This window comes from Bradyrhizobium paxllaeri (genome assembly GCF_001693515.2).
In the GTDB taxonomy this organism is placed as follows: domain Bacteria; phylum Pseudomonadota; class Alphaproteobacteria; order Rhizobiales; family Xanthobacteraceae; genus Bradyrhizobium; species Bradyrhizobium paxllaeri.
The window spans coordinates 8176346-8196052 of record NZ_CP042968.1 but is presented as its reverse complement, the minus strand read 5'-3'; the positions used below and the strand labels follow the sequence as shown (position 1 = coordinate 8196052).

16 protein-coding genes are annotated in these 19707 nt (G+C 63.2%); 5 read left to right on the top strand and 11 right to left on the bottom strand.

Annotated elements, in window-relative coordinates:
* Window positions 1-11: 11 nt before the first annotated feature.
* From LMTR21_RS39115 to sdhC, 7 genes are all read right to left on the bottom strand, one after another.
* Window positions 12-839: an FkbM family methyltransferase gene (locus tag LMTR21_RS39115; protein WP_065751704.1), complete on the bottom strand. Its 828-nt coding sequence runs from the start codon at window positions 837-839 to the stop codon at window positions 12-14.
* Window positions 840-1081: 242 nt separating this feature from the next.
* Window positions 1082-3109, bottom strand: coding sequence for an ABC transporter ATP-binding protein/permease (locus LMTR21_RS39110; protein ID WP_065751692.1), 2028 nt, complete (start codon window positions 3107-3109; stop codon window positions 1082-1084).
* Between the two features lie 109 nt (window positions 3110-3218).
* Window positions 3219-5357: a hybrid sensor histidine kinase/response regulator gene (locus LMTR21_RS39105; RefSeq protein ID WP_065751691.1), complete on the bottom strand. Its 2139-nt coding sequence runs from the start codon at window positions 5355-5357 to the stop codon at window positions 3219-3221.
* Window positions 5358-5583: 226 nt separating this feature from the next.
* Window positions 5584-6369: a succinate dehydrogenase iron-sulfur subunit gene (locus LMTR21_RS39100; RefSeq protein WP_065751690.1), complete on the bottom strand. Its 786-nt coding sequence runs from the start codon at window positions 6367-6369 to the stop codon at window positions 5584-5586.
* A 107-nt stretch (window positions 6370-6476) separates the two neighbouring features.
* Complete coding sequence (sdhA, locus tag LMTR21_RS39095; RefSeq protein WP_065751689.1) at window positions 6477-8345, bottom strand: succinate dehydrogenase flavoprotein subunit; 1869 nt, start codon at window positions 8343-8345, stop codon at window positions 6477-6479.
* Between the two features lie 3 nt (window positions 8346-8348).
* A complete protein-coding gene (sdhD, locus tag LMTR21_RS39090) occupies window positions 8349-8723 on the bottom strand; it encodes a succinate dehydrogenase, hydrophobic membrane anchor protein (protein WP_141688181.1) in 375 nt (124 codons plus the stop codon).
* Between the two features lie 14 nt (window positions 8724-8737).
* Window positions 8738-9136: a succinate dehydrogenase, cytochrome b556 subunit gene (sdhC, locus tag LMTR21_RS39085; RefSeq protein ID WP_057837772.1), complete on the bottom strand. Its 399-nt coding sequence runs from the start codon at window positions 9134-9136 to the stop codon at window positions 8738-8740.
* A 689-nt stretch (window positions 9137-9825) separates the two neighbouring features.
* On the opposite strand from sdhC, the gene LMTR21_RS39080 reads away from it, so the two are divergent.
* Window positions 9826-10677 carry a sulfite exporter TauE/SafE family protein gene (locus LMTR21_RS39080; RefSeq protein WP_065751688.1) on the top strand — a complete coding sequence of 284 codons (852 nt, stop codon included), beginning with the start codon at window positions 9826-9828 and terminating at the stop codon, window positions 10675-10677.
* A 99-nt stretch (window positions 10678-10776) separates the two neighbouring features.
* On the opposite strand, the gene LMTR21_RS39075 is transcribed toward LMTR21_RS39080, so the two are convergent.
* On the bottom strand, window positions 10777-12303 hold the full coding sequence (locus LMTR21_RS39075) for a malonate--CoA ligase (protein WP_065751687.1): 1527 nt from the start codon (window positions 12301-12303) through the stop codon (window positions 10777-10779).
* 92 nt (window positions 12304-12395) lie between these two features.
* On the opposite strand from LMTR21_RS39075, the gene LMTR21_RS39070 reads away from it, so the two are divergent.
* The 4 genes from LMTR21_RS39070 to LMTR21_RS39055 all read left to right on the top strand — a co-directional run bounded on the left by LMTR21_RS39070 (window position 12396) and on the right by LMTR21_RS39055 (window position 15607).
* Window positions 12396-13157 carry an SDR family oxidoreductase gene (locus tag LMTR21_RS39070; protein WP_065751686.1) on the top strand — a complete coding sequence of 254 codons (762 nt, stop codon included), beginning with the start codon at window positions 12396-12398 and terminating at the stop codon, window positions 13155-13157.
* A 279-nt stretch (window positions 13158-13436) separates the two neighbouring features.
* Window positions 13437-13991 (top strand): fasciclin domain-containing protein, encoded by a 555-nt coding sequence (locus tag LMTR21_RS39065; protein ID WP_065751685.1) that lies wholly within the window; start codon window positions 13437-13439, stop codon window positions 13989-13991.
* 183 nt (window positions 13992-14174) lie between these two features.
* Entirely contained in the window at window positions 14175-14804 is a 630-nt protein-coding gene (locus tag LMTR21_RS39060; protein WP_065751684.1) for a cytochrome b/b6 domain-containing protein, read from the top strand.
* Between the two features lie 17 nt (window positions 14805-14821).
* Window positions 14822-15607, top strand: coding sequence for a molybdopterin-dependent oxidoreductase (locus LMTR21_RS39055; protein WP_065751683.1), 786 nt, complete (start codon window positions 14822-14824; stop codon window positions 15605-15607).
* Window positions 15608-15684: 77 nt separating this feature from the next.
* On the opposite strand, the gene LMTR21_RS39050 is transcribed toward LMTR21_RS39055, so the two are convergent.
* From LMTR21_RS39050 to LMTR21_RS39040, 3 genes are all read right to left on the bottom strand, one after another.
* Window positions 15685-16719, bottom strand: a complete 1035-nt coding sequence (locus LMTR21_RS39050) for a D-alanine--D-alanine ligase family protein (protein WP_065751682.1) — start codon at window positions 16717-16719, stop codon at window positions 15685-15687.
* Window positions 16716-17750 (bottom strand): putative zinc-binding metallopeptidase, encoded by a 1035-nt coding sequence (locus LMTR21_RS39045; protein WP_246174992.1) that lies wholly within the window; start codon window positions 17748-17750, stop codon window positions 16716-16718. The genes LMTR21_RS39050 and LMTR21_RS39045 overlap by 4 nt, the downstream gene beginning before the upstream one ends.
* A 99-nt stretch (window positions 17751-17849) precedes the next feature.
* A complete protein-coding gene (locus tag LMTR21_RS39040) occupies window positions 17850-19523 on the bottom strand; it encodes a tetratricopeptide repeat protein (RefSeq protein ID WP_065751680.1) in 1674 nt (557 codons plus the stop codon).
* Window positions 19524-19707: the final 184 nt, after the last annotated feature.

Sequence of the window (19707 nt, the reverse complement as noted above, 5' to 3'; positions counted from 1 at the left end):
GCAGCGGTAATTCAGCCTCGTGCCAGCAGCGTGTTGCTGCGGGTTCTCCCGGTCTCGACATAACCCCGCGCCCGCATGTCGGCGAGGCAGTCCTGCTGCCATTCGTCCCTTGACAGATGCTCGATCACGACCGCACGCGGCCACAACGCCTGCGGCGCGTCGGCGAAGAAGCCGATCAACACGCGATCCTCAAACCCTTCGACATCGATCTTGAGCGCGTCGACACGCGCGGCGCCGGCTTCTTCGAGGATGCGCTGCAGTCGCAGCGACGGCACCGTGATCGCCTTGCCGGAGGCCTCGCCCGACACGATGTGGCTGGCGCCGAGATTGTCGCCGTCGGTTTCGATCATCAATTCGCCGTCGGCGGGACCGGCGGCGGCCGCCACCAGTCGCACCTGGCTGTAGCCGGACGCGGCGTTATTGAAGGCGAGCCGCGCATGGGTGACCGGATGCGGCTCGATCGCGATCACCTTGCCGCCGGCGCCGACATGGCGCGCCAAGGCAAGCGCATAGGTGCCGACATTGGCGCCGACATCGACGAATACGCCGCCGGCGGGCACATGCGCGCGCAGAAAATCCAGCTCCTCGATGTTGTAGGCGGGATTGAACAGCGCGCCGCGCTCGGTGGCGCTGGCCTGGTGATAGAAGCGGAACGAGGCGCCTTGATAGGGCACGTCGACCGGACCGGCGCGCAACAGATTCACCAGCCGCGACAGCCAGGGGCGAAACGCGCCGCGCTTCAGCCGCGTGCGGTGCGCAAGCGAAATGATCGCAGCCTGTGCGGCACTCGGGGCGAATGCGCCGAACGGCGCGGGCGAAGGATCGTTGTCGGGCGTCAAACGGTGGTCCTCGGATAGAAGCGGCGCATGCATAGCCGGTTTTGCAGCGGCGAAACAGGTTCAATTATGGCCGCGATCGGCTTGGTCATCGGAAAGGTAGTCGTCCGGTACGCCGCGGCCCATCCGCGTCATTGCGAGCGCAGCGAAGCAATCCATCGCGCGGCAAGTGGAGAGGTGGATTGCTTCGCTGCGCTCGCAATGACGGCCTGATAGATCGTTCACGCCACTCCGCGAGAAAAAGACTACGCCGCTTTCTTCGCGGCCTTCCGATGGCGCAGGAAGCGGCCGAGCAGGCGGCGTTTGTCCTTGCGCGGGATCAGGTCGACGTCGCTGACCAGCTTGGCGCCGCCCTTGCGCCGCTCCAGCACGATCTTGCGGCTGTGAAACGCCTCCAGTTCGGCGCGGTGGGCAACGCTGACGATGGTGGCCTTCGGCAGCTCCTTGATGACGATCTCCATCATCTTGTCCTGGCTCTTTTCATCGAGCGCCGACGTCGCCTCGTCCAGCACCACGATGTCGGGGTTGTGCAGCAACAGGCGTGCGAACGCCAGCCGCTGCTTCTCGCCGCCGGACAGCGTCTGGTCCCACGGTCCCTCTTCCTCGATCTTCTCCTTGAGATGGTCGAGGCCGACCTTGTGCAGGGCGTCGTGAATCTGCTCCGTGAGCCAGTCGTCGGCCGCGCCGGGATAGGCGATCGCGCGCCGCAGCGTGCCGGAGGGGATGTACGGCTTTTGCGGCAGCATGAAGAGCCGGCGATCGGGATGGAAGTTGACGCTGCCGCCGCCCCAGGGCCACAGCCCGGCGAGCGCGCGCACCAGCGTGCTCTTGCCGGTGCCGGACTCGCCCGCCACCAATAGCCGCTCGCCGGGATCGATCGCTACCTCGGTCTCGCCGACGACCGCCGTGCCGTCGTCGAGCGTCACCGAGAGATCGTTGAGGCTGAGCATGGCGCCGCCCTGGGTCTCGCCGCGCTGGATGCGGCCGATGCCGTCGCCCTGCTCGGCGCGCTCGAGGCCGTCGAGCGACATCATCAATGAGGCGATGCGGCGTGCCCCGGCGTTCCAGTCGGCGAGCCGCGGATAATTGTCGACCAGCCAGCCGAACGCGGTCTGCACGATGGTGAAGGCGGACGCCGCCTGCATCACCTGACCGAGCGTCATGCTGCCGTCGAGAAATTTCGGCGCGCACAACAATAGCGGCACGACCGGTGCGATGAGGCTGGATCCCTGCGATACCAGCGTGGTGCGCATATGTTGGCCGGCGACGCGCGCCCATTGCCGCAGCACGTTGGAAAATGTCCTGTCGATGCCGTCTCGCTCTTCCTCTTCGCCGCCGAGCAGCGCGATGCTTTCGCCGTTCTCGCGCACGCGGGTCAGGACGTAGCGGTATTCGGCCTCGGCCTGGTTCTTGTCTTCGGATACCTGCACGAAGCTTCGTCCGATCGCCATGATCGAGCCGGAGGCGATCGCGGCATAGACGATCGCGGCGATTACAAGGAAGCCGGGAATGGTGATGGTGGAGCCGCCCATCGTCAGTGTCAGCGCGCCGCCGATGGTCCAGAGCACGACGATGAAGGTGGCGGCCGACAAAAATGCCGACGTGACGCCGGCGACGAAATCCACCGGCGAGTCGGTCGCGATCCGCAAATCCTCGGCGATGCGATATTCCGGATTCTTGTGATCGCCGCCGACGAGATCGAGCTGGTAGTAGCGGCCATTGGCCAGCCAGCGCGAGATCACCGAATGGGTCAGCCACGCGCGCCAGCGGCGCTGGATGCCCATGCGGGCGAACACCTGCGCCACGCCGAGCAGCACGCTGCCGATCGCGAGCGGAAAGAATACCGCCGCGAGATAGTACACGGTAGCGGAATCGCGCTTCTCGATGGCGTCGAAGATCGCGCGATTCCAGACGTTGATGCCGTACTGAAAGCCGACATTGGTGATGATCAGGAGCAACAGCCCGATCGAGAACAGCCACGCCAGCCGGTCGCCGCTCCGGCCCCAATAGCCGCGCGCGCTGATCCAGAACCGCGTCAGCAGATAGTCCTTGCGGGCCTGTTCAGCCTCTTCGGGGGACAATTCCGGATCCGGCTCGACGACCTCCGGCGGCGGCGGTTCGACGTGATCGCCGGTTTCAGCGACAACCTCGGCGAGTTCGGCTTTTTCTTCGGAATCCGGCGTGCTTTCGCCGGGGTCCGGCTTCTTGCTTGCTTTGACGGGTTTGTTCGCGGCGGATTTCTTCGCTGACGATTTGCCGGTTGCTTTGCCCATGGCGGCCCAACGGCAGCCAAATCAAAAGGTTCCCCCGGGTTCCGGATCGCCTATGCCGGCGGCACCAGAAGGCCGCGCACGGACCTGTCTGCCAGCGATGCGGTTGCTTTCAGGATGATGCGGAGGCCGCCGCTTGTGTAACGCCTCGCCGGGCAACCCGGTGCAGCACGCGGGAGAGCTGCTCGATCGAATAGGGTTTTTGCAGCAGCTCGAAACCGTGGCTGCCGTGCTCCGACAGCACATGGCTGTAGCCGCTGGTCAACACCACCGGCAGCTCGGGGTAGTGGCGGCGGATTTCCTGGGCGAGTTCGATGCCGGACATTCCGGGCATCACGACGTCGGTGAATACGGCGTCGAATCGCTCGGCGCTGCTTGCGAGTTCTTCGAGCGCATGCGTAGCGTTGCCGACGAGTTTGGTGGCATAGCCGAGCTCGGCCAGCGCATCGGTCGTGAATCGTCCGACCTCGGCATTGTCCTCGACCACCAGCACCGACGTTCCGCTTCCATCGATCGCGGCGGCATCTGCCGCCGGTTGTCGCGACTTCCCGCTGCCGGCGGTGCGCGGCAGATACAGCGTGAAAATACTGCCTTTGCCGATTTCGCTGGCGACGGCTACTTCGCCGCCGGATTGCTTGGCGAAGCCGAATACCTGCGACAGGCCGAGCCCGGTGCCGTGGCCGGCCTGCTTGGTCGTGAAGAAGGGTTCGAAGATGCGTTCGAGCCGATCCGGCGGAATGCCGCTGCCGGTGTCGGCGACGGATACGGCGACATAGCCATAGGGATGTTGCGGCAGCGGGGCGGCATTGGGCAGGCTGGCCGCCATTCCCACCGCTATCGTCAGCCGCCCACGGCCCTCCATGGCGTCCCGCGCGTTCACGGCGATGTTGATGATGGCCGTTTCGAACTGGCTGGCGTCGGCGTTGACGAAACACGGCTCTTCCGACCCGAGGATGACGATCTCGATCCGAGGACCGACCAGCGTGCCGATCATTTCGCTCAGCATCTGCACGCTTCGGCTGACGTCGAACACCTCCGGCTTCAGCGCCTGCCGCCGCGCGAAGGCCAGCAACTGCCCGGTCAGCTTGGCGGCGCGGGTTACCGTGTCCGAGATCGCATCGATATAGCGCAACCGCCGCACATCCGGCAGGTCGGGGCGCCGCAGCAGGTCGACGGAAGCACGGATCACGGTGAGCAGATTGTTGAAGTCGTGCGCCACGCCGCCGGTCAGTCGGCCCAGCGCCTCCAGCCGCTGGCCGTGCATCAGCGCTTCCTCGGCCTGCTGGCGCCTTTCGGCCTCGAAAATTAGATGGCGCGTGCGGCGCAAGGCCAGCCCCAGCAGGGCAAATAGCAACGCGGTAGCCGGCGCGCCGAAGATCAGATGCTGGCTCATGGTGGAGAGCCAGCGCGAGCGTATGGTCGAAGTCTCGAGGCCCGCGCCCACATAAATCGGGTATTCCGCGAGCCGCCGGTAGCCGAGGCGGCGTTCGATGCCGTCGGTCGGCGACGTCACGGTGATGAGGCCCGCCTTGGGATTGGCCGCGACCAGTTTCCCGATCGGCCCGTTGCGGTCGAGGCGGATGTCGCGGTCGATGGGGAAGCGCGCCAGCACCGTGCCATCGGCGCGGCCGAGCGCGAAATAGCTGCCGGGCTCCCGGCCGATCCGGGCGTAGTAGTTCTCGAAGTACTCAGGGAATACCGAAGCCTGCAGCACGCCGGCGAAGTTGCCGTCCTCGCTCGGGCGTCGCCGGCTGACGCCGAAAAATGGCGCGCCCTGATAGGGCGGCCGCGGCTTCAGCGCTTCACCGATATAGGTGCCGATGTCGGCGTCGACATGGGTCTTGAAATAGTCGCGGTCGGAAAAATCGATTCCCGGCGCCGGGACGACCAGGCTGTTGACGAGGGCATGGCCCCTGGCGTCGAAGATCCAGGCCGACTTCACCTGCGGCAGCGAGGCGACCAGTCGTTTCAGCCGCAGATGCAGCATCTGCTCGCGCGCCACGATGTCGGCGTCGGGAACGTCGCGGATGATCTCGGCCATCTCCGACAGGCTGCGGTCGATGGTCTCGAATACTTTCAGCGCATGCTCGTGCGCGACATCCAGCGAATGCTCGATTTCGCGATCGGCGGTTTCGCGGATCGAGACCCAGGAGACGGCGGATGCAAATACAAAGAGCGCCAACGGAAGGGCCAGCGAGGCGACCATCATCCATTGCAACAGTCTCAGCGAATTACGTTGCGCGGTCTGCACGCTCGCTCCAGCTCCGCGGCGAGCTTAACGCAAAGTTGTGCGAGGAATAAAGCGGAGCCGGAAAGGGAACTTGTGCGGGAGGTGGGCGGCCGGGATCGATTATAATCGATTCAAATATGATCGGTCCCGTAGCCCGGATGGAGCGAAGCGCAATCCGGGGACAACGTTCCCCCGCCGAGAGAATCCCCGGATTTCGCGGCGCTCCATCCGGGCTGCGGGTCAGCGCCTAGATCTGGCGCTCGACCATCTTCAGCTTGAGTTCGGCGATGGCTTCCGACGGGTTGAGGCCCTTCGGGCATGCCTTGGCGCAGTTCATGATGGTGTGGCAGCGGTAGAGGCGGAACGGATCTTCGAGGTTGTCGAGCCGTTCGCCGGTGGCCTCATCCCGGGAATCCGTGACCCAGCGGTTGGCCTGCAGGAGTGCCGCCGGCCCGAGGAAGCGGTCGCTGTTCCACCAATAGCTCGGGCAGGAGGTCGAGCAGCAGGCGCAGAGGATGCACTCATAGAGACCGTCGAGCTTTTCGCGGTCCTCGTGGCTCTGCTTCCATTCCTTCTGCGGCGTCGGCGTCGTCGTCTTCAGCCACGGCTCGATCGAGGCATATTGGGCGTAGAAGTTGGTGAGATCAGGCACCAGGTCCTTCACGACCGGCTGGTGCGGCAGCGGGTTGACCTTCACCGCGCCGCCTGCGGCGACGTCGTGCATCGACTTGGTGCAGGCCAGCGTGTTCTGGCCATCGATGTTCATGGCGCAGGAACCGCAGACGCCTTCACGGCAGGAGCGGCGGAAGGTCAGGGTCGGGTCGATGTTGTTCTTGATCCAGATCAGGCCGTCCAGCACCATCGGGCCGCAGTCATGGATGTCGACGTGGTAGGTGTCGACGCTCGGGTTCTTGCCGTCGTCCGGATTCCAGCGATACACCCTGAACTCGCGCGTCTCGGTCGCGCCCGCCGGCTTCGGCCAAGCCTTGCCGCCGGTGATCTTTGAATTTTTCGGAAGCGTGAATTCAGCCATTATTCTGACCTCTTGTCATTCCGGGGCGATGCGAAGCATCGAACCCGGAATCTCGAGATTCCGGGTCTGGTCCTTCGGACCATCCCGGAATGACGGGGTGTGGTTCATCAATACACGCGTGCCTTCGGCGGAATGTACTGAACGTCGTTCGTCATCGTGTAGTCGTGCACCGGGCGATAGTCGATCGTGGTGTTGCCGCCATTGTCGATCCACGCCAGCGTATGCTTCATCCAGTTCTTGTCGTCGCGCTCGGAAAAGTCCTCGCGTGCATGCGCGCCGCGGCTTTCGGTGCGGTTCGCCGCCGAATCCATGGTGACGACCGCCTGCGCGATCAGATTGTCGAATTCGAGCGTTTCGACAAGGTCGGAATTCCAGACCAGCGAGCGGTCCGTCGTCGCGACGTCGCCGATGCCGCCATGCACCTTGTGGATCAGGTTCTGACCTTCGTGCAGGATCTCGCCGGTGCGGAACACCGCGCAATTGCTCTGCATGACGTGCTGCATGCCTTCGCGCAGCTTTGCGGTCGGCGTGCCGCCGGAGGCGTAGCGATAATGGTCGAGCCGGCCGAGCGCCATGTCGGACGAATCCTTCGGCAGGTCCGGCTGCTTGCCGTTCGGCGTCAGCTTTTCCGCAAGCCGTAGCGCGGCGGCGCGGCCGAACACGACGAGGTCGATCAGCGAGTTGGAGCCGAGCCGGTTGGCGCCGTGCACGGACACGCAGGCGGCTTCGCCGATCGCCATCAGGCCGGGCACCACGGCATTGTCGTCGCCGTTCTTCTTGGTCAGCACTTCGGCGTGATAATTGGTGGGAATGCCGCCCATGTTGTAGTGCACGGTCGGCACGATCGGGATCGGCTCGCGGGTAACGTCGACATTGGCGAAAATCTTCGCCGATTCGGAAATGCCCGGCAGCCGTTCGTTCAGCACCTTGGGATCGAGATGATCGAGGTGCAGGTAGATGTGGTCCTTCTTCTTGCCGACGCCGCGGCCTTCGCGGATCTCGATGGTCATCGAGCGCGAGACGACATCGCGGGAGGCGAGATCCTTGGCGGAGGGCGCGTAACGCTCCATGAAGCGCTCGCCCTCGGAATTGACGAGATAGCCGCCTTCGCCGCGGGCGCCCTCGGTGACGAGGCAGCCCGAACCGTAGATGCCGGTCGGGTGGAATTGAATGAATTCCATGTCCTGCAGCGGCAGGCCGGCGCGCAGCACCATGCCGCCGCCATCGCCGGTGCAGGTATGCGCTGAGGTGCAGGAGGCGTAGGCGCGGCCATAGCCGCCGGTGGCGAGAATCGTGGTCTGGGCGCGGAAACGATGCAGCGTGCCGTCGTCGAGCTTGAGCGCGATGACGCCGCGGCAGACGCCCTGGTCGTCCATGATCAGGTCGATGGCGAAGAACTCGATGTAGAATTCGGCCGAATGACGCAGCGCCTGGCCGTACATCGTGTGCAGCATGGCATGGCCGGTGCGGTCGGCGGCGGCGCAGGTGCGCTGCGCCTGGCCCTTGCCGTAGTCCATGGTCATGCCGCCGAACGGGCGCTGGTAGATCTTGCCGTCCTCGGTGCGTGAGAACGGCACGCCCCAATGCTCGAGCTCGTAGACGGCTTCCGGCGCGTTGCGCACCATGTATTCGATCGCGTCCTGGTCGCCGAGCCAGTCCGACCCCTTGACGGTGTCGTACATGTGCCAGCGCCAGTCGTCCGGATGCATGTTGCCGAGCGAGGCCGAGATGCCGCCTTGCGCTGCGACCGTATGCGAGCGGGTCGGGAACACTTTTGTGATGCAGGCGGTGCGGAGGCCAGCCTCGCTGCAGCCGACCACGGCGCGCAAGCCGGCGCCGCCAGCGCCGACGACCACGACGTCGTAGGTGTGGTCCTCGATCGGATAGGCTTTTCCGTTGGTGGCCGGGCCACTTCTGACACCGCCACTGCCGTTGGTGGCCTTGCCGTTACCTTCGGCCGAATTCCTAGAAGTCATGGGTCAGACTCCCGATGACAGTTTGAGGATCGCGTAGATCGACGCCAGCGCGACCGCGATACAGAAGAAATTGTTCGCCATCACGCTGGCGAGCTTGAGCTTCTCGTTGTGGATATAATCCTCGATCACGATCTGCATACCGATCTTCATGTGCCAGGCGCTGGCGATGATGAAGAGGACCAGGATGATCGCGATCGGCAACGAGCCGAGAATTTGCGCCGCACCGGCCTGGTTGCGGCCGATCAGCATCAGCACGATGACGATGACGGGCAGGATCAGGAGCGCCATCGCCACTGCGGTGAGGCGCTGGCGCCAGAAATCGCTGGTGCCGGAATGCGAGGAACCGAGATTGCGGACCCGGCCGAGCGGCGTGCGCATCGAGGAACGGCTGCTCATCGTCCGCCTCCGACCGTGTACGCGACGATCCAGACCAGCACGGTCAGCGAAATGCCCGCGATCAGCGCCCCCCAGGTGAGCGCCTCGCGCTCATTGGCCTTGAAGCCGTAGCCGAGGTCCCAGAAGAAGTAGCGGAAACCGCTGCACAGGTGATGCAGCAGCGCCCACGTGTAGCCGAATACGATCAGCTTGCCGATGATGCTGCCGGTGAAGGCCTGGACGTTGGCATAGGCCCCGGGCCCGGAGGCGGCGGCAATCAGCCACCAGGACAGCAGCAGGGTACCGAAATAGAGCGCAATACCGGTGGCGCGATGGATGACGGACAGCGCCATCGTCAGGGTCACGCGGTAGGTCTGCAAATGGGGCGATATCGGTCGTTCGATCCTGGCGGTCATTAGGCGACTTTATGTTGTGTGGGACCGCGGCCAGCCCCATCGGGGAACGCGGTAGATGAATTCTATTTACGGAGTCGAAACAGTCCGCGCAACGATCAAATGGCTTGAAATCGAACCGCGGTTCATTACTAGCGCGGCTATGAAACGCGTTTGATCAGCGGCTTGGTATACCAGAGCCGGCTGGCACAGTTGAAGAATTGAACATTGATTCTATCCATCCGTCTATGCGCTGAGTGACCAAGGGATCGCTGCTGCGTCACCGCTCAACGAGATAATCGACGACGGCCCGCGCCTTCGGAGAAGCCAGCAGCAACGGCTGAAACATCAGGTGCCGCAGCATCGGAACCGGCCGGCAATCGGCGAGCCCGCGCACCAAGAGGCCAGCGGCAAGATCGGGCTCCCGCCCGTCACGGCGGTGTACGCTCTGCCACCGTCTCGTTTGCGGCGGCCGCGAGCGCGTCGCGGCTATTCATCCAGAGCCGACCGGATATGCGGAATTTGCGACCCCGCTTTGGTGCCGCCGCTCGGCGCTGCCGGGTAGCTGAGAGCGCCAGGCAGCGATGATGGTCGCGATCAGGCGGCAAGGGTGTCCCCACGAGATAATGGATACTCCCGCATTTCAGAAACAGCTAAGGCTCCCCGCGGTCGCCACCCGCGGCCGAAAGTCCAGAACGCGAGATACGCAAGACATGATCGCCGGCCTCGATCCGAGAGAACTCATCGAACTCGCATTGCTGCTGATCGCGGTCGGGGCCCTGTCGGGGTTTCTTGCCGGCGTGTTCGGCATCGGCGGCGGCGCGATCCTGGTGCCGGTGTTTTATGAATGCTTCCGCCTCGCCGGCGTCCCGCTGGAGGTACGGATGCCGCTCTGCATCGGCACCTCGCTCGCCATCATCATCCCGACTTCGCTCGCCGCGTTTCGCGCCCATTACAAAAGGGGCGCGGTCGACATGGCGATCCTCAGGCGCTGGTGGCTGCCGATCGTGCTCGGCGTAGGCGCCGGCAGCGTCATAGCGCGCTACGCGCCGGAGCGCCTGTTCAAGATCGTGTTCGTGATGGTGGCGTGGTCGGCGGCGGCGCGGCTGTTGCTGGCACGGGAGACCTGGAAGCTCGGCGACGACGTGCCGAAGGGCTTTCTGATGCGCGTCTACGGTTTTTTCGTTGGCTTGTTATCGACCCTGATGGGCGTGGGCGGCGGATTGTTCGCGAACCTGCTGATGACGTTCTACGGCCGGCCGATCCATCAGGCGGTCGCGACTTCGTCGGCGATTGCGGTGCTGATCTCGATCCCCGGCGCGATCGGCTATGTCTATGCCGGCTGGCCGGCGGCGGCGCGCTTTCCCGACGTCGCCGCGCTGCAACTGCCGTTCACGCTCGGCTATGTCTCGCTGATCGGCGCGCTACTGGTGATGCCGACCACGCTGATCACGGCGCCGCTCGGGGTGCGTGCTGCGCATGCGATGTCGAAGCGCACGCTGGAGATGGCGTTCGGCGCATATATGTTCATTGTCGGTAGCCGGTTCGCGATCAGTCTGCTGTGAGCGCGTAGCCCGGATGGAGCGAAGCGCAATCCGGGACTCTCGCAGATGGATAGGAAGCTCCCGGGTTGCGCTTCGCTCCACCCGGGCTACAGCGCTGTACTACTTCGCGTAAATCTTCGCGTAGGTATCCCGCAAAATATTCTTCTGCACCTTGCCCATCGCGTTGCGTGGCAGTTCGTCGACGACGAAGACGCGCTTGGGCATCTTGAACTTGGCCAGCCGTCCGTCGAGCGCTTTCAGCACGCCCGCTTCGGTGACGTCGGCGCCCTTGTTGCAGACCACCACGGCCGTAACGCCCTCGCCGAAATCGGCATGCGGCACGCCGATCACGGCGGATTCGATCACGCCCGGCATGGCGTCGATCTCGCTCTCGATTTCCTTGGGGTAAACGTTGAAGCCGCCCGAGATCACCAGATCCTTGCCGCGGCCGAGGATGTGGACGTAGCCCTTGGCGTCGATCTTGCCGAGATCGCCGGTGATGAAGAAACCGTCGTCGCGGAATTCGGATTTTGTTTTTTCCGGCATCCGCCAGTAGCCCTTGAACACGTTCGGGCCTTTCACCTCGATCATGCCGATCTCGTCGCGCGCCAATTCCTTGCCGGTCTCGTGATCGGTGACGCGGACGGAGACGCCGGGCAGGGGAAGACCGACCGCGCCGGGCACGCGCTCGCCGTCATAGGGGTTGGACGTGTTCATGTTGGTTTCGGTCATGCCGTAGCGTTCCAGCACGGCGTGGCCGGTGCGCGCGGACCATTCGCGGTGGGTGTCGGCGAGCAGCGGCGCGGAGCCCGAAATGAACAGCCGCATGTGCCTGGTCGATTCCTTGGTCAGTGCCAGGCTCTGCAATAGTCGCGTGTAGAAGGTCGGCACGCCCATCATGACGGTCGCGCGCGCCATCAGCTTGATCATCAGTTCGGGGTCGAGCTTCGGCAGGAAGATCATCGAGGCGCGGGCGAACAGCGTGACGTTGCTGGCCACGAACAGGCCGTGGGTGTGATAGATCGGCAGCGCGTGGATCAGGACATCCTTGTCGGTGAAGCGCCAGTAGTCGACCAGGCTGTAGGAGTTTGACGCGAGATTGTCGTGCGTCAGCATCGCGCCCTTGGAGCGGCCGGTGGTGCCTGATGTGTAGAGAATGGCGGCGAGGTCGTCATTGCTGCGGGCAACCGTTGCGAACGCGGCGTCCGCCTTGGCGGCGGCCTCCGTCAGCGAGCCCTTGCCGTCGGCGCCGAGCGTCTCGACCTTGGCCTTCACCTTCGCCGCGATCGCGCCGATGCCTTCCGCCTTCGAGGGATCGCAGACGACCAGCGACGGCTCGGCATCGCCGATGAAGTAATCGAGCTCGTTCAGCGTATAGGCGGTGTTGAGCGGCAGGTAGACCGCGCCTGCGCGGACCGTCGCGAGGTAGAGGATCAGCGCCGGCACCGATTTCTCGGTTTGCGCCGCGACACGGTCGCCGGGCTTGACGCCGCGCGCCACCAGCACATTCGCCATTTGGCCGGCGCGGGCGATCAACTCGCCATAGCTGATGCGCGTGCCGTCGAGCATTTCGATCGCGAGCCGGTTCGGATCGTCGAGCGTATCGAACAGGCGGGAAAACAGATTGGCGTTGGCGGTCGTGTTCATGCATCATTCCCAAAGAGGGCGCTGGCCCGGGCGGAATTTTCGCCGGCTGGAATAGCAAGAACGCCCTTCAAAAAGCAACGGAGACAGTTTGCATGACAAATAACGGGAAACGGGTGGCCTGGGTGACGGGCGGCGGCAGCGGAATTGGCGCGTCCGGGGCGGAATTCCTGGCGGCGGATGGCTGGACCGTGGTGGTTTCCGGACGCCGGAAAGACGCACTGGACACGGTCGTGGCCAATATCACCAAAAACGGCGGCAAGGCCGAGGCGATCGCGCTCGACGTCAGCAGCAAGGAAGACGTCAACAAGGCGGCCGACCAGATTCTGGCCAAACACGGCCGGATCGACCTTCTGGTCAATAGCGCCGGCCTCAATGTGCCGAAGCGAAGCTGGGCCGACATGGAACTGGAGGGCTGGGACAAGGTCGTCGAGATCAACCTCAACGGCGTGCTCTACTGCATGCGCGCAGTGCTGCCGGCGATGCGCAAACAACAGGACGGCTGCATCATCAACGTCGCGTCCTGGGCCGGCCGTCATGTCTCGAAAATGCCGGGCCCGGCCTACACCACCACGAAACACGCGGTGCTGGCGCTGACCCATTCCTTCAACATGGACGAATGCGTCAATGGGCTTCGCGCCTGCTGCCTGTCGCCGGGCGAGGTCGCGACCCCGATCCTGAAGCTGCGTCCGGTGGTGCCGTCGGAAGCGGAGCAAGCGAAAATGCTGCAGCCGGAAGATTGCGGCCGCACCATCGCCTTCGTCGCCAGCCTGCCGCCCCGCGTCTGCGTCAACGAGATCCTGATCAGCCCGACGCATAATCGCGGATTTATCCAGACACCGGCCAACAGGGATTAGGCACGCGCCGTCATTGCGAGGAGCGATAGCGACGAAGCAATCCATCTATCCGGTATGCCGCGAAATGGATTGCGTCGCTTCGCTCGCAATGACGGTACACCACGATCCGCGCCCCCAAAAGTTTCAGCCATCACGATAATTTATTCGCCGAAACCGCCCCTAAAACCTCCCGTAGCTCGGCTCAACGACGACGAACACAACCGGTCCATCGACCAGCGTCGTTGTTTTCATCACCGGCGGATAACCCGCCGGCCATCGCAATCCTCGGGAGAAGATTCCATGTCCAAACGTATTGCACTGCTGTCGGCCGCCGTGTTCAGCGCACTGGCCTTCACCGCCACCATCACCGCGCCCGCCAGCGCGGAAGAAAAGACCGTGATGGTCGGTGGTGCTGCGATGTTCCCCTCCAAGAACATCATCCAGAACGCCGTCAACTCGAAGGACCACACCACGCTGGTTGCCGCGGTGAAGGCCGCCGGCCTGGTCGGGACGCTGGAAGGCAAGGGCCCGTTCACGGTGTTCGCGCCGACCAACACCGCCTTCGGCAAGCTGCCGGCCGGCACGGTCGAGACGCTGGTGAAGCCTGAGAACAAGGCGACCCTGACCAAGATCCTCACCTACCATGTCGTGCCCGGCAAGCTCGCCGCCGCCGACCTGAAGGACGGCATGAAGCTCAAGACCGCCGAAGGCGAGCAGCTGTCGGTCAAGCTCCAGGACGGCAAGGTCTGGATCATCGACGCCAAGGGCGGAACCTCGCAGGTCACGATCTCGAACGTCAACCAGTCGAACGGCGTGATCCATGTGGTCGATACCGTGCTGATGCCGGCGTCCTAAAACTCCCCGCGCGCACCTGACTGGTCCCAACGGGGGCGCGTGGATTGGGCGAGCCGGGGCAACCCGGCTCGCTTTTTTGTGAATTCGATACGCGCCATGCATCGATCTGATAGCGTCATGGCAGTAACGGAAAGCCGGTTCCCGGCGTATAAACCGATACCGAACCAGAAGCGGGGAAGAGCCATGTCGGCCGTCACAGTCAGCGACGAGCAAGCGACCTCAACCAAGGCCAAGGTCATCCAGCCGGCCTGGGTGCGGGCTCTGCACTGGACCAACGCCTTCGCGATGGTCCTGATGATCATGTCGGGATGGCAGATCTATAACGCCTCGCCGCTGTTCGGTTTCAGCTTCTCTTCGAGCATCACGCTCGGCGGCTGGCTTGGCGGCGCGCTGCTCTGGCATTTCGCCGCGATGTGGCTGTTGATGGTCAACGGCCTGATCTATCTGGTTATGGGCCTTGTCACCGGCCGCTTCCGCAAGAAGCTGCTGCCGATCACGCCGGAGGGCGTGATCTCGGACACCAAGGCGGCGCTGACCGGCGAGCTGTCGCATGCGGATCTCACCAAATACAATCAGGTGCAGAAGCTGCTTTATGCCGGCGTCATCATCGTCGGCATCCTCATCGTGCTGTCGGGTCTGGCGATCTGGAAGCCGGTCCAGTTTCAATATCTGACGGCGCTGTTCGGCGGCTATGAGGCTGCCCGTTACGTCCACTTCTTCTGCATGGCAGGCATCGTCGCCTTCATGGTGATCCATGTCGTGCTCGCTCTTTTGGTGCCGAAGAGCCTGCGCGCCATGATCATTGGCCGCTAGTTCAAGGGAGCAAGACCATGGGCCGCATGCGCAACCTCCTGATCCCCGGCGTCGACAAGACGCTTCTGGTCCGGGACGCCGTCAAGTCCATGCCTGACCTGACGCGCCGGCGCTTCATCACCAGCGGCGCCAGCCTCGGCGCGCTGACGTTGCTGACCGGCTGCGACGTCACGGACAGTTTTTCGGCCGAGGAGATGCTGAAGCAGGTCTCGAAATTCAATGACGGCGTGCAGGCGTTGATATTCAATCCCAATGCGATGGCGCCGACATACCCGGAAAGCGCAATTACAAAACCGTTCCCGTTCAATGGCTATTACGACGTCGACGACGCGCCTGAAATTGACGGCAAGAGCTGGAAGCTCGAAGTGCGCGGCCTGGTCGAGAACAAGAAATCCTGGACGCTGGATGAGCTTTATCAATTGCCGCAGGTCAAGCAAGTCACGCGCCACATCTGCGTCGAAGGCTGGAGCGCGATCGGAAGCTGGACCGGCGTCCCCTTGCGCGATTTCCTGAAAATGATCGGCGCGGATACGCGGGCGAAATATGTCTGGTTCCAGTGCGCCGACAGGGATGGCTACAATTCACCGCTCGACATGCCGTCCGCACTGCATGCGCAGACCCAGATGAGTTTCAAGTTCGCCGACGAGATCCTGCCGCGCGCCTACGGCTTCCCGATGAGAATCCGCGTGCCGACCAAACTCGGCTTCAAGAGCCCGAAATACGTGATCTCGATGGAAGTCACCAACGACTACAAGGGCGGCTTCTGGGAAGACCAGGGGTATAATTCGTTCAGCGGGAGTTAGCTCGCGTCATTCACTACGCGATGCTGCCTGAATTTCGAAACGCGCCACCGCTGTGCCTGCTCGTTTCGTGTTGCCTTTCAGCCGACGGATACGCCTGCCTTTGCCCGGCTTATTCCAAGCGCCAGAATGCGATGCAGCAGGTCCGGGTAATCCAGGCGATCATGCTTGGCGGCCGTCGCGAACTCCTGGCTCTTTGCGATCTCGGGATTGGGGTTCGCTTCAATGAAATACGGCGTGCCGTCGGCTGCGAGGCGAAAGTCGATGCGCGCGTATCCATCGAGGCCCAGCGTTCGGTAGATGCGTTTTGCTATTCGCTGAATACGGGTGCGTAGTTCCGGCGCAAGATCCTTGGCCGGCCCATCTTCAATTCCGACCCGCTCCTGATAATCGGGATCGTGTTTGACCTTCTCGGTGGCAATGTGCCGGGCACCCTGGCCGCCCATGCTGCCGAACTTCAATTCCCAAACCGGCAGGACTCGCAACCTGTTATTGCCGAGTACGCCGACGTAGAGCTCTCGCCCCTCGATATATTGCTCGGCGATGGCGGCAGTTCCGACCCGCTCGTGAATGAAGGCGACGCGCTCCGCGAGCTTCTCGTCCGTATCGACGATGGACGCTTGCGAGATGCCGTACGATCCATCCTCGCTCAAGCTCTTGACGATCAGCGGCAGCGCAAGACGCGCCGGCCGTTTGACCTTGCGGCGCATCGGAAACACGGCGAAGGACGGCACCGCGATCCGGCGATGGTGCACCAGCGTCTTGGAAAGATCCTTGCCGCGCGCCAGGATCAGGCCACGCGGATTGCACCCGGTATATGGGATCTGCATCAGCTCGAGATAGCTTGGAATATGCTGGTCATACACCGGCTCATGGTAAAACTGCTCGAGCAAATTGAAGACCACATGCGGCTTGAAGCCTTCGATCTCGTCGCGCACCGGCTTGATTTCCTCCTGCACGCCGAGTGGGTGAACTTCATGGCCAGCCGCACGCAAGGTACTCACGACGTCGTATTCTGTTTTCCATTCATTGATTTGCCGCGCCGTGTATCCCTCGGTGGAGTCCGGGGGCACGAAGTCCGGATGCATCAGCACCAGAATGCGCAGGCGTCTCATAGCGCGATCCATTTGCGCCGCGACGGACCGAACAGCGCGTGCATGGTCTTGGCTGTCAGCAATATGCTGAAATTGATCACCAGCTTCTGTTGGGAGCCGGCGGCACGCAGATTGAGCTCGCGACAGCGGGAGATCATGTCGTCAAGCACCGCATCCAGTGTAAGCTGGTTCTCGCCCGTCCACCGCGCAACCAGCTGCCTGATTTGAGCGCGGTGCCGCCTGATGAAGAGCGAAGCCGGTTGCTCCCGGCGATGCCGTGGATCGGCGGAGAACAGCCGGGAGAGATCGCGGTCGTAAGTCTTCGGAGGCTTGAATTCGTAGAACGCCTGCTTTTTCTTGTAGTGGTCGCCAAGCGTCTGACTGAGCTCATGCAGCGGATCGACACGCTCCCGCGTCGTGACGGGCGGTCGCTTCCCGGCGATTTCGCCCATCAATTCGTCGACATATTCGAGCTTCTTCAGTGCCGGCCAGCCGGCATAGCGCGTCCGCCAGTTCGAGCGCGGTCGCAGCCACACCGCGAAGGTTTCGGCAAAATCTTCGTCCGGATGGCTCTGTGCGTACCAGAGCCGAAGATGCTGGACATAGCTCCGGCTGGCCGGATTGGGCCGGTAATAGCGCGGGTAGTGCTTCGAGGACGGGCCGAACAGCTGCTGCCAGCGCCGGCGACGTTGCAGCTGGTAGGCGTGCTGTATGGCATGGCCTGCCTCATGACGGAGAATGGCCATGCACTCGGACCAGGTGCCGCCTTCGACGTCGAGCATCATTTTCTTCTCGATCTTCATCAGGCGGGGATGGGTGAGATAGAATGGGATGGCAATGCCGGGCACATCTGCCGGGCTAAACCATTCGCTCGATATCCATGCGTGCGGCCGCAGCCGGATGTCCCGTGCTCCGAGCTCTTCATAGAGCGCGCTGAGACAATCCTCGAGCCAGGTGTCTTCGACTGTAACCCTCAGGCTGCTGAGGCGTTGCTTGAGCAACTGCTCATCCGACAGCTTTTCCCAAGTGTATTTCCGCCGTGGCATAGGCATCCAGAAATCATAAAAACCCGACGCCTGGATGTTGTCACAGGATGCCGCCGGCAACAACCGCCGGGCCTTCGCAGCCTGCCCTTGCGGCGCCGCGAACGGCTACGCGGCCGCCATGTCCATGCGACGACAGAAGCAGGATGCCTTGATCGGAATTTCCGCGCGCGCCTGCGCCAGCTCGAGCCGTTGCCTGATCAAAGCCTTCTCGGCCTTTTCTCCGCGGCGGACCAGGCATTCGTGCAGGCCGTGCAGCGACCACAAATTGTCTGGATGCTGGCAGGCCCGGCTCAGCTTACCGTCAAGCCCGAGATCGGAGCGGTAGACCGCCTCGGCTTCCTCGATCCGTCCCTGCTCGAGGAGAAGGGCCCCCAGGGCATGGCGGGTCGGCTGCATCCATCCCCACGGCTCGTCATAGGGCAGGTCGTCGCTGAGCTCGACCGATTTGCGCAGATGCGCGAAGGCTACGTCATGGTTGCCCTTCCGGTACTCCAGCTCGCCATTCAGCATCGCTTCAGCGACATCCAGGAGATCGACGATCTTGTTGTTGTGGACACGGCGGCTCTCAGGCACGCGGGACTTCGCCGCCATGAACGATGCCTTCTCCGCTTCGGCCTCGGCGACATTGCCAAGCGCCGAATGCGCGACCGCCTTGGCGTAGTGGATCATGGCGACATTCGAGCAGTAGAGATCCCGATCCGCCGGCAGCTCCTGCGCGATGATTTCGCGCCATTTGCCGAAGCGCACGAGCACGTGCTGCTTCATCGTCAGATAGCCTTCGAGAAAATCCGCCATCGGCGGCGATTCAATCCGCAGCACCGCCTCGGGAATCGTGGCGATCAGTTCCTCGGCCGCCGCGATGGCAGGCGTGTACTGTCCCAGGAACATGGCGCCGTAGATCGCAAAGTGGAAGTTGTGAATGACGTAGACGAGGTAGACACCCGGATCTGCCGAATAGGCGAGGAATCGGCGGTCGGTCGCCAGCGCCTTCTGGTTATAGACAAGGACGTCCTTGTAGTGCCCGCACAGCACGTCGAGGTGCGTCGGCATGTGGATCAGGTGGCCGGAATCCGGAACGATCTCGCGCAAGCGGTCGCCGGCCCGCAATGCGGCTTGCGGAAACGGCGACATCTCCATCAGGTGGACGTAGAGGTGGAGCAAGCCTGGGTGGTCCCATGAAGCCGGGACCCGCTCGAGCGCGAATTCCAGCACCGCCCTGCATTCCTCGGTGCCCGCGCCCGCCGGTTTGCCGGAGGGCAGGTCCCACATCTGCCATGGCGTCTCGTTCATGAGCGACTCGGCGAACACCGCCCGGACGTCGAGGTCGTCGGGATAGGCATCGAAGATCTTGCGCATTTCCCTGGTGTAGACCTTGTCCCAGGGCGCCATGTCGTCGATCGCCTCGCGTTGTGGATAGCGCGCGGGAAGTGCCTGGATCATCGCCTGCTCGACCAGCGACGCCTTGCCGGCATGCGCAAGGGCTGCCTGCATGGCGTCGTAAGATGCCGACAGCGCCATCTGCCGTCCGAGCGGGTCGTAGCGAACCCAGGGCAGATTGTAGTTGGGGCCCGAGGCATAGCTGATGCCCCAGTGCGCCATCGCGCATGCGCCGTCGTGCCCCAGCGCCTTCTGAAAGCACTTGATCGCTTCGGCGTGATTGAACCCGAACAGCCAGTTGAGGCCCCGGTCAAACCAAAGCTGGGCGTCGGTCGATGACGTGGTGATGTTGCGGCTGTACTGCCCGAGATCGAAATAGGTTACGTCCCCCTTCGTCTCCATGATCGCTTCTCCGTTTTCGTGTTGCTGGGATGCTTCGGAGTGTCGGCCGATTACGTGCGGTGCTGCTCAGTCACTTTATCACAAGGCGCCGCCGCCTGCCCCCGCAAACTGCCGCAGGCGAGGAAAGCCGCTGGGCAAAGCGAAGCGTGCCCACCATCTCGCTCCGCGCAAGATCATGGTGGGC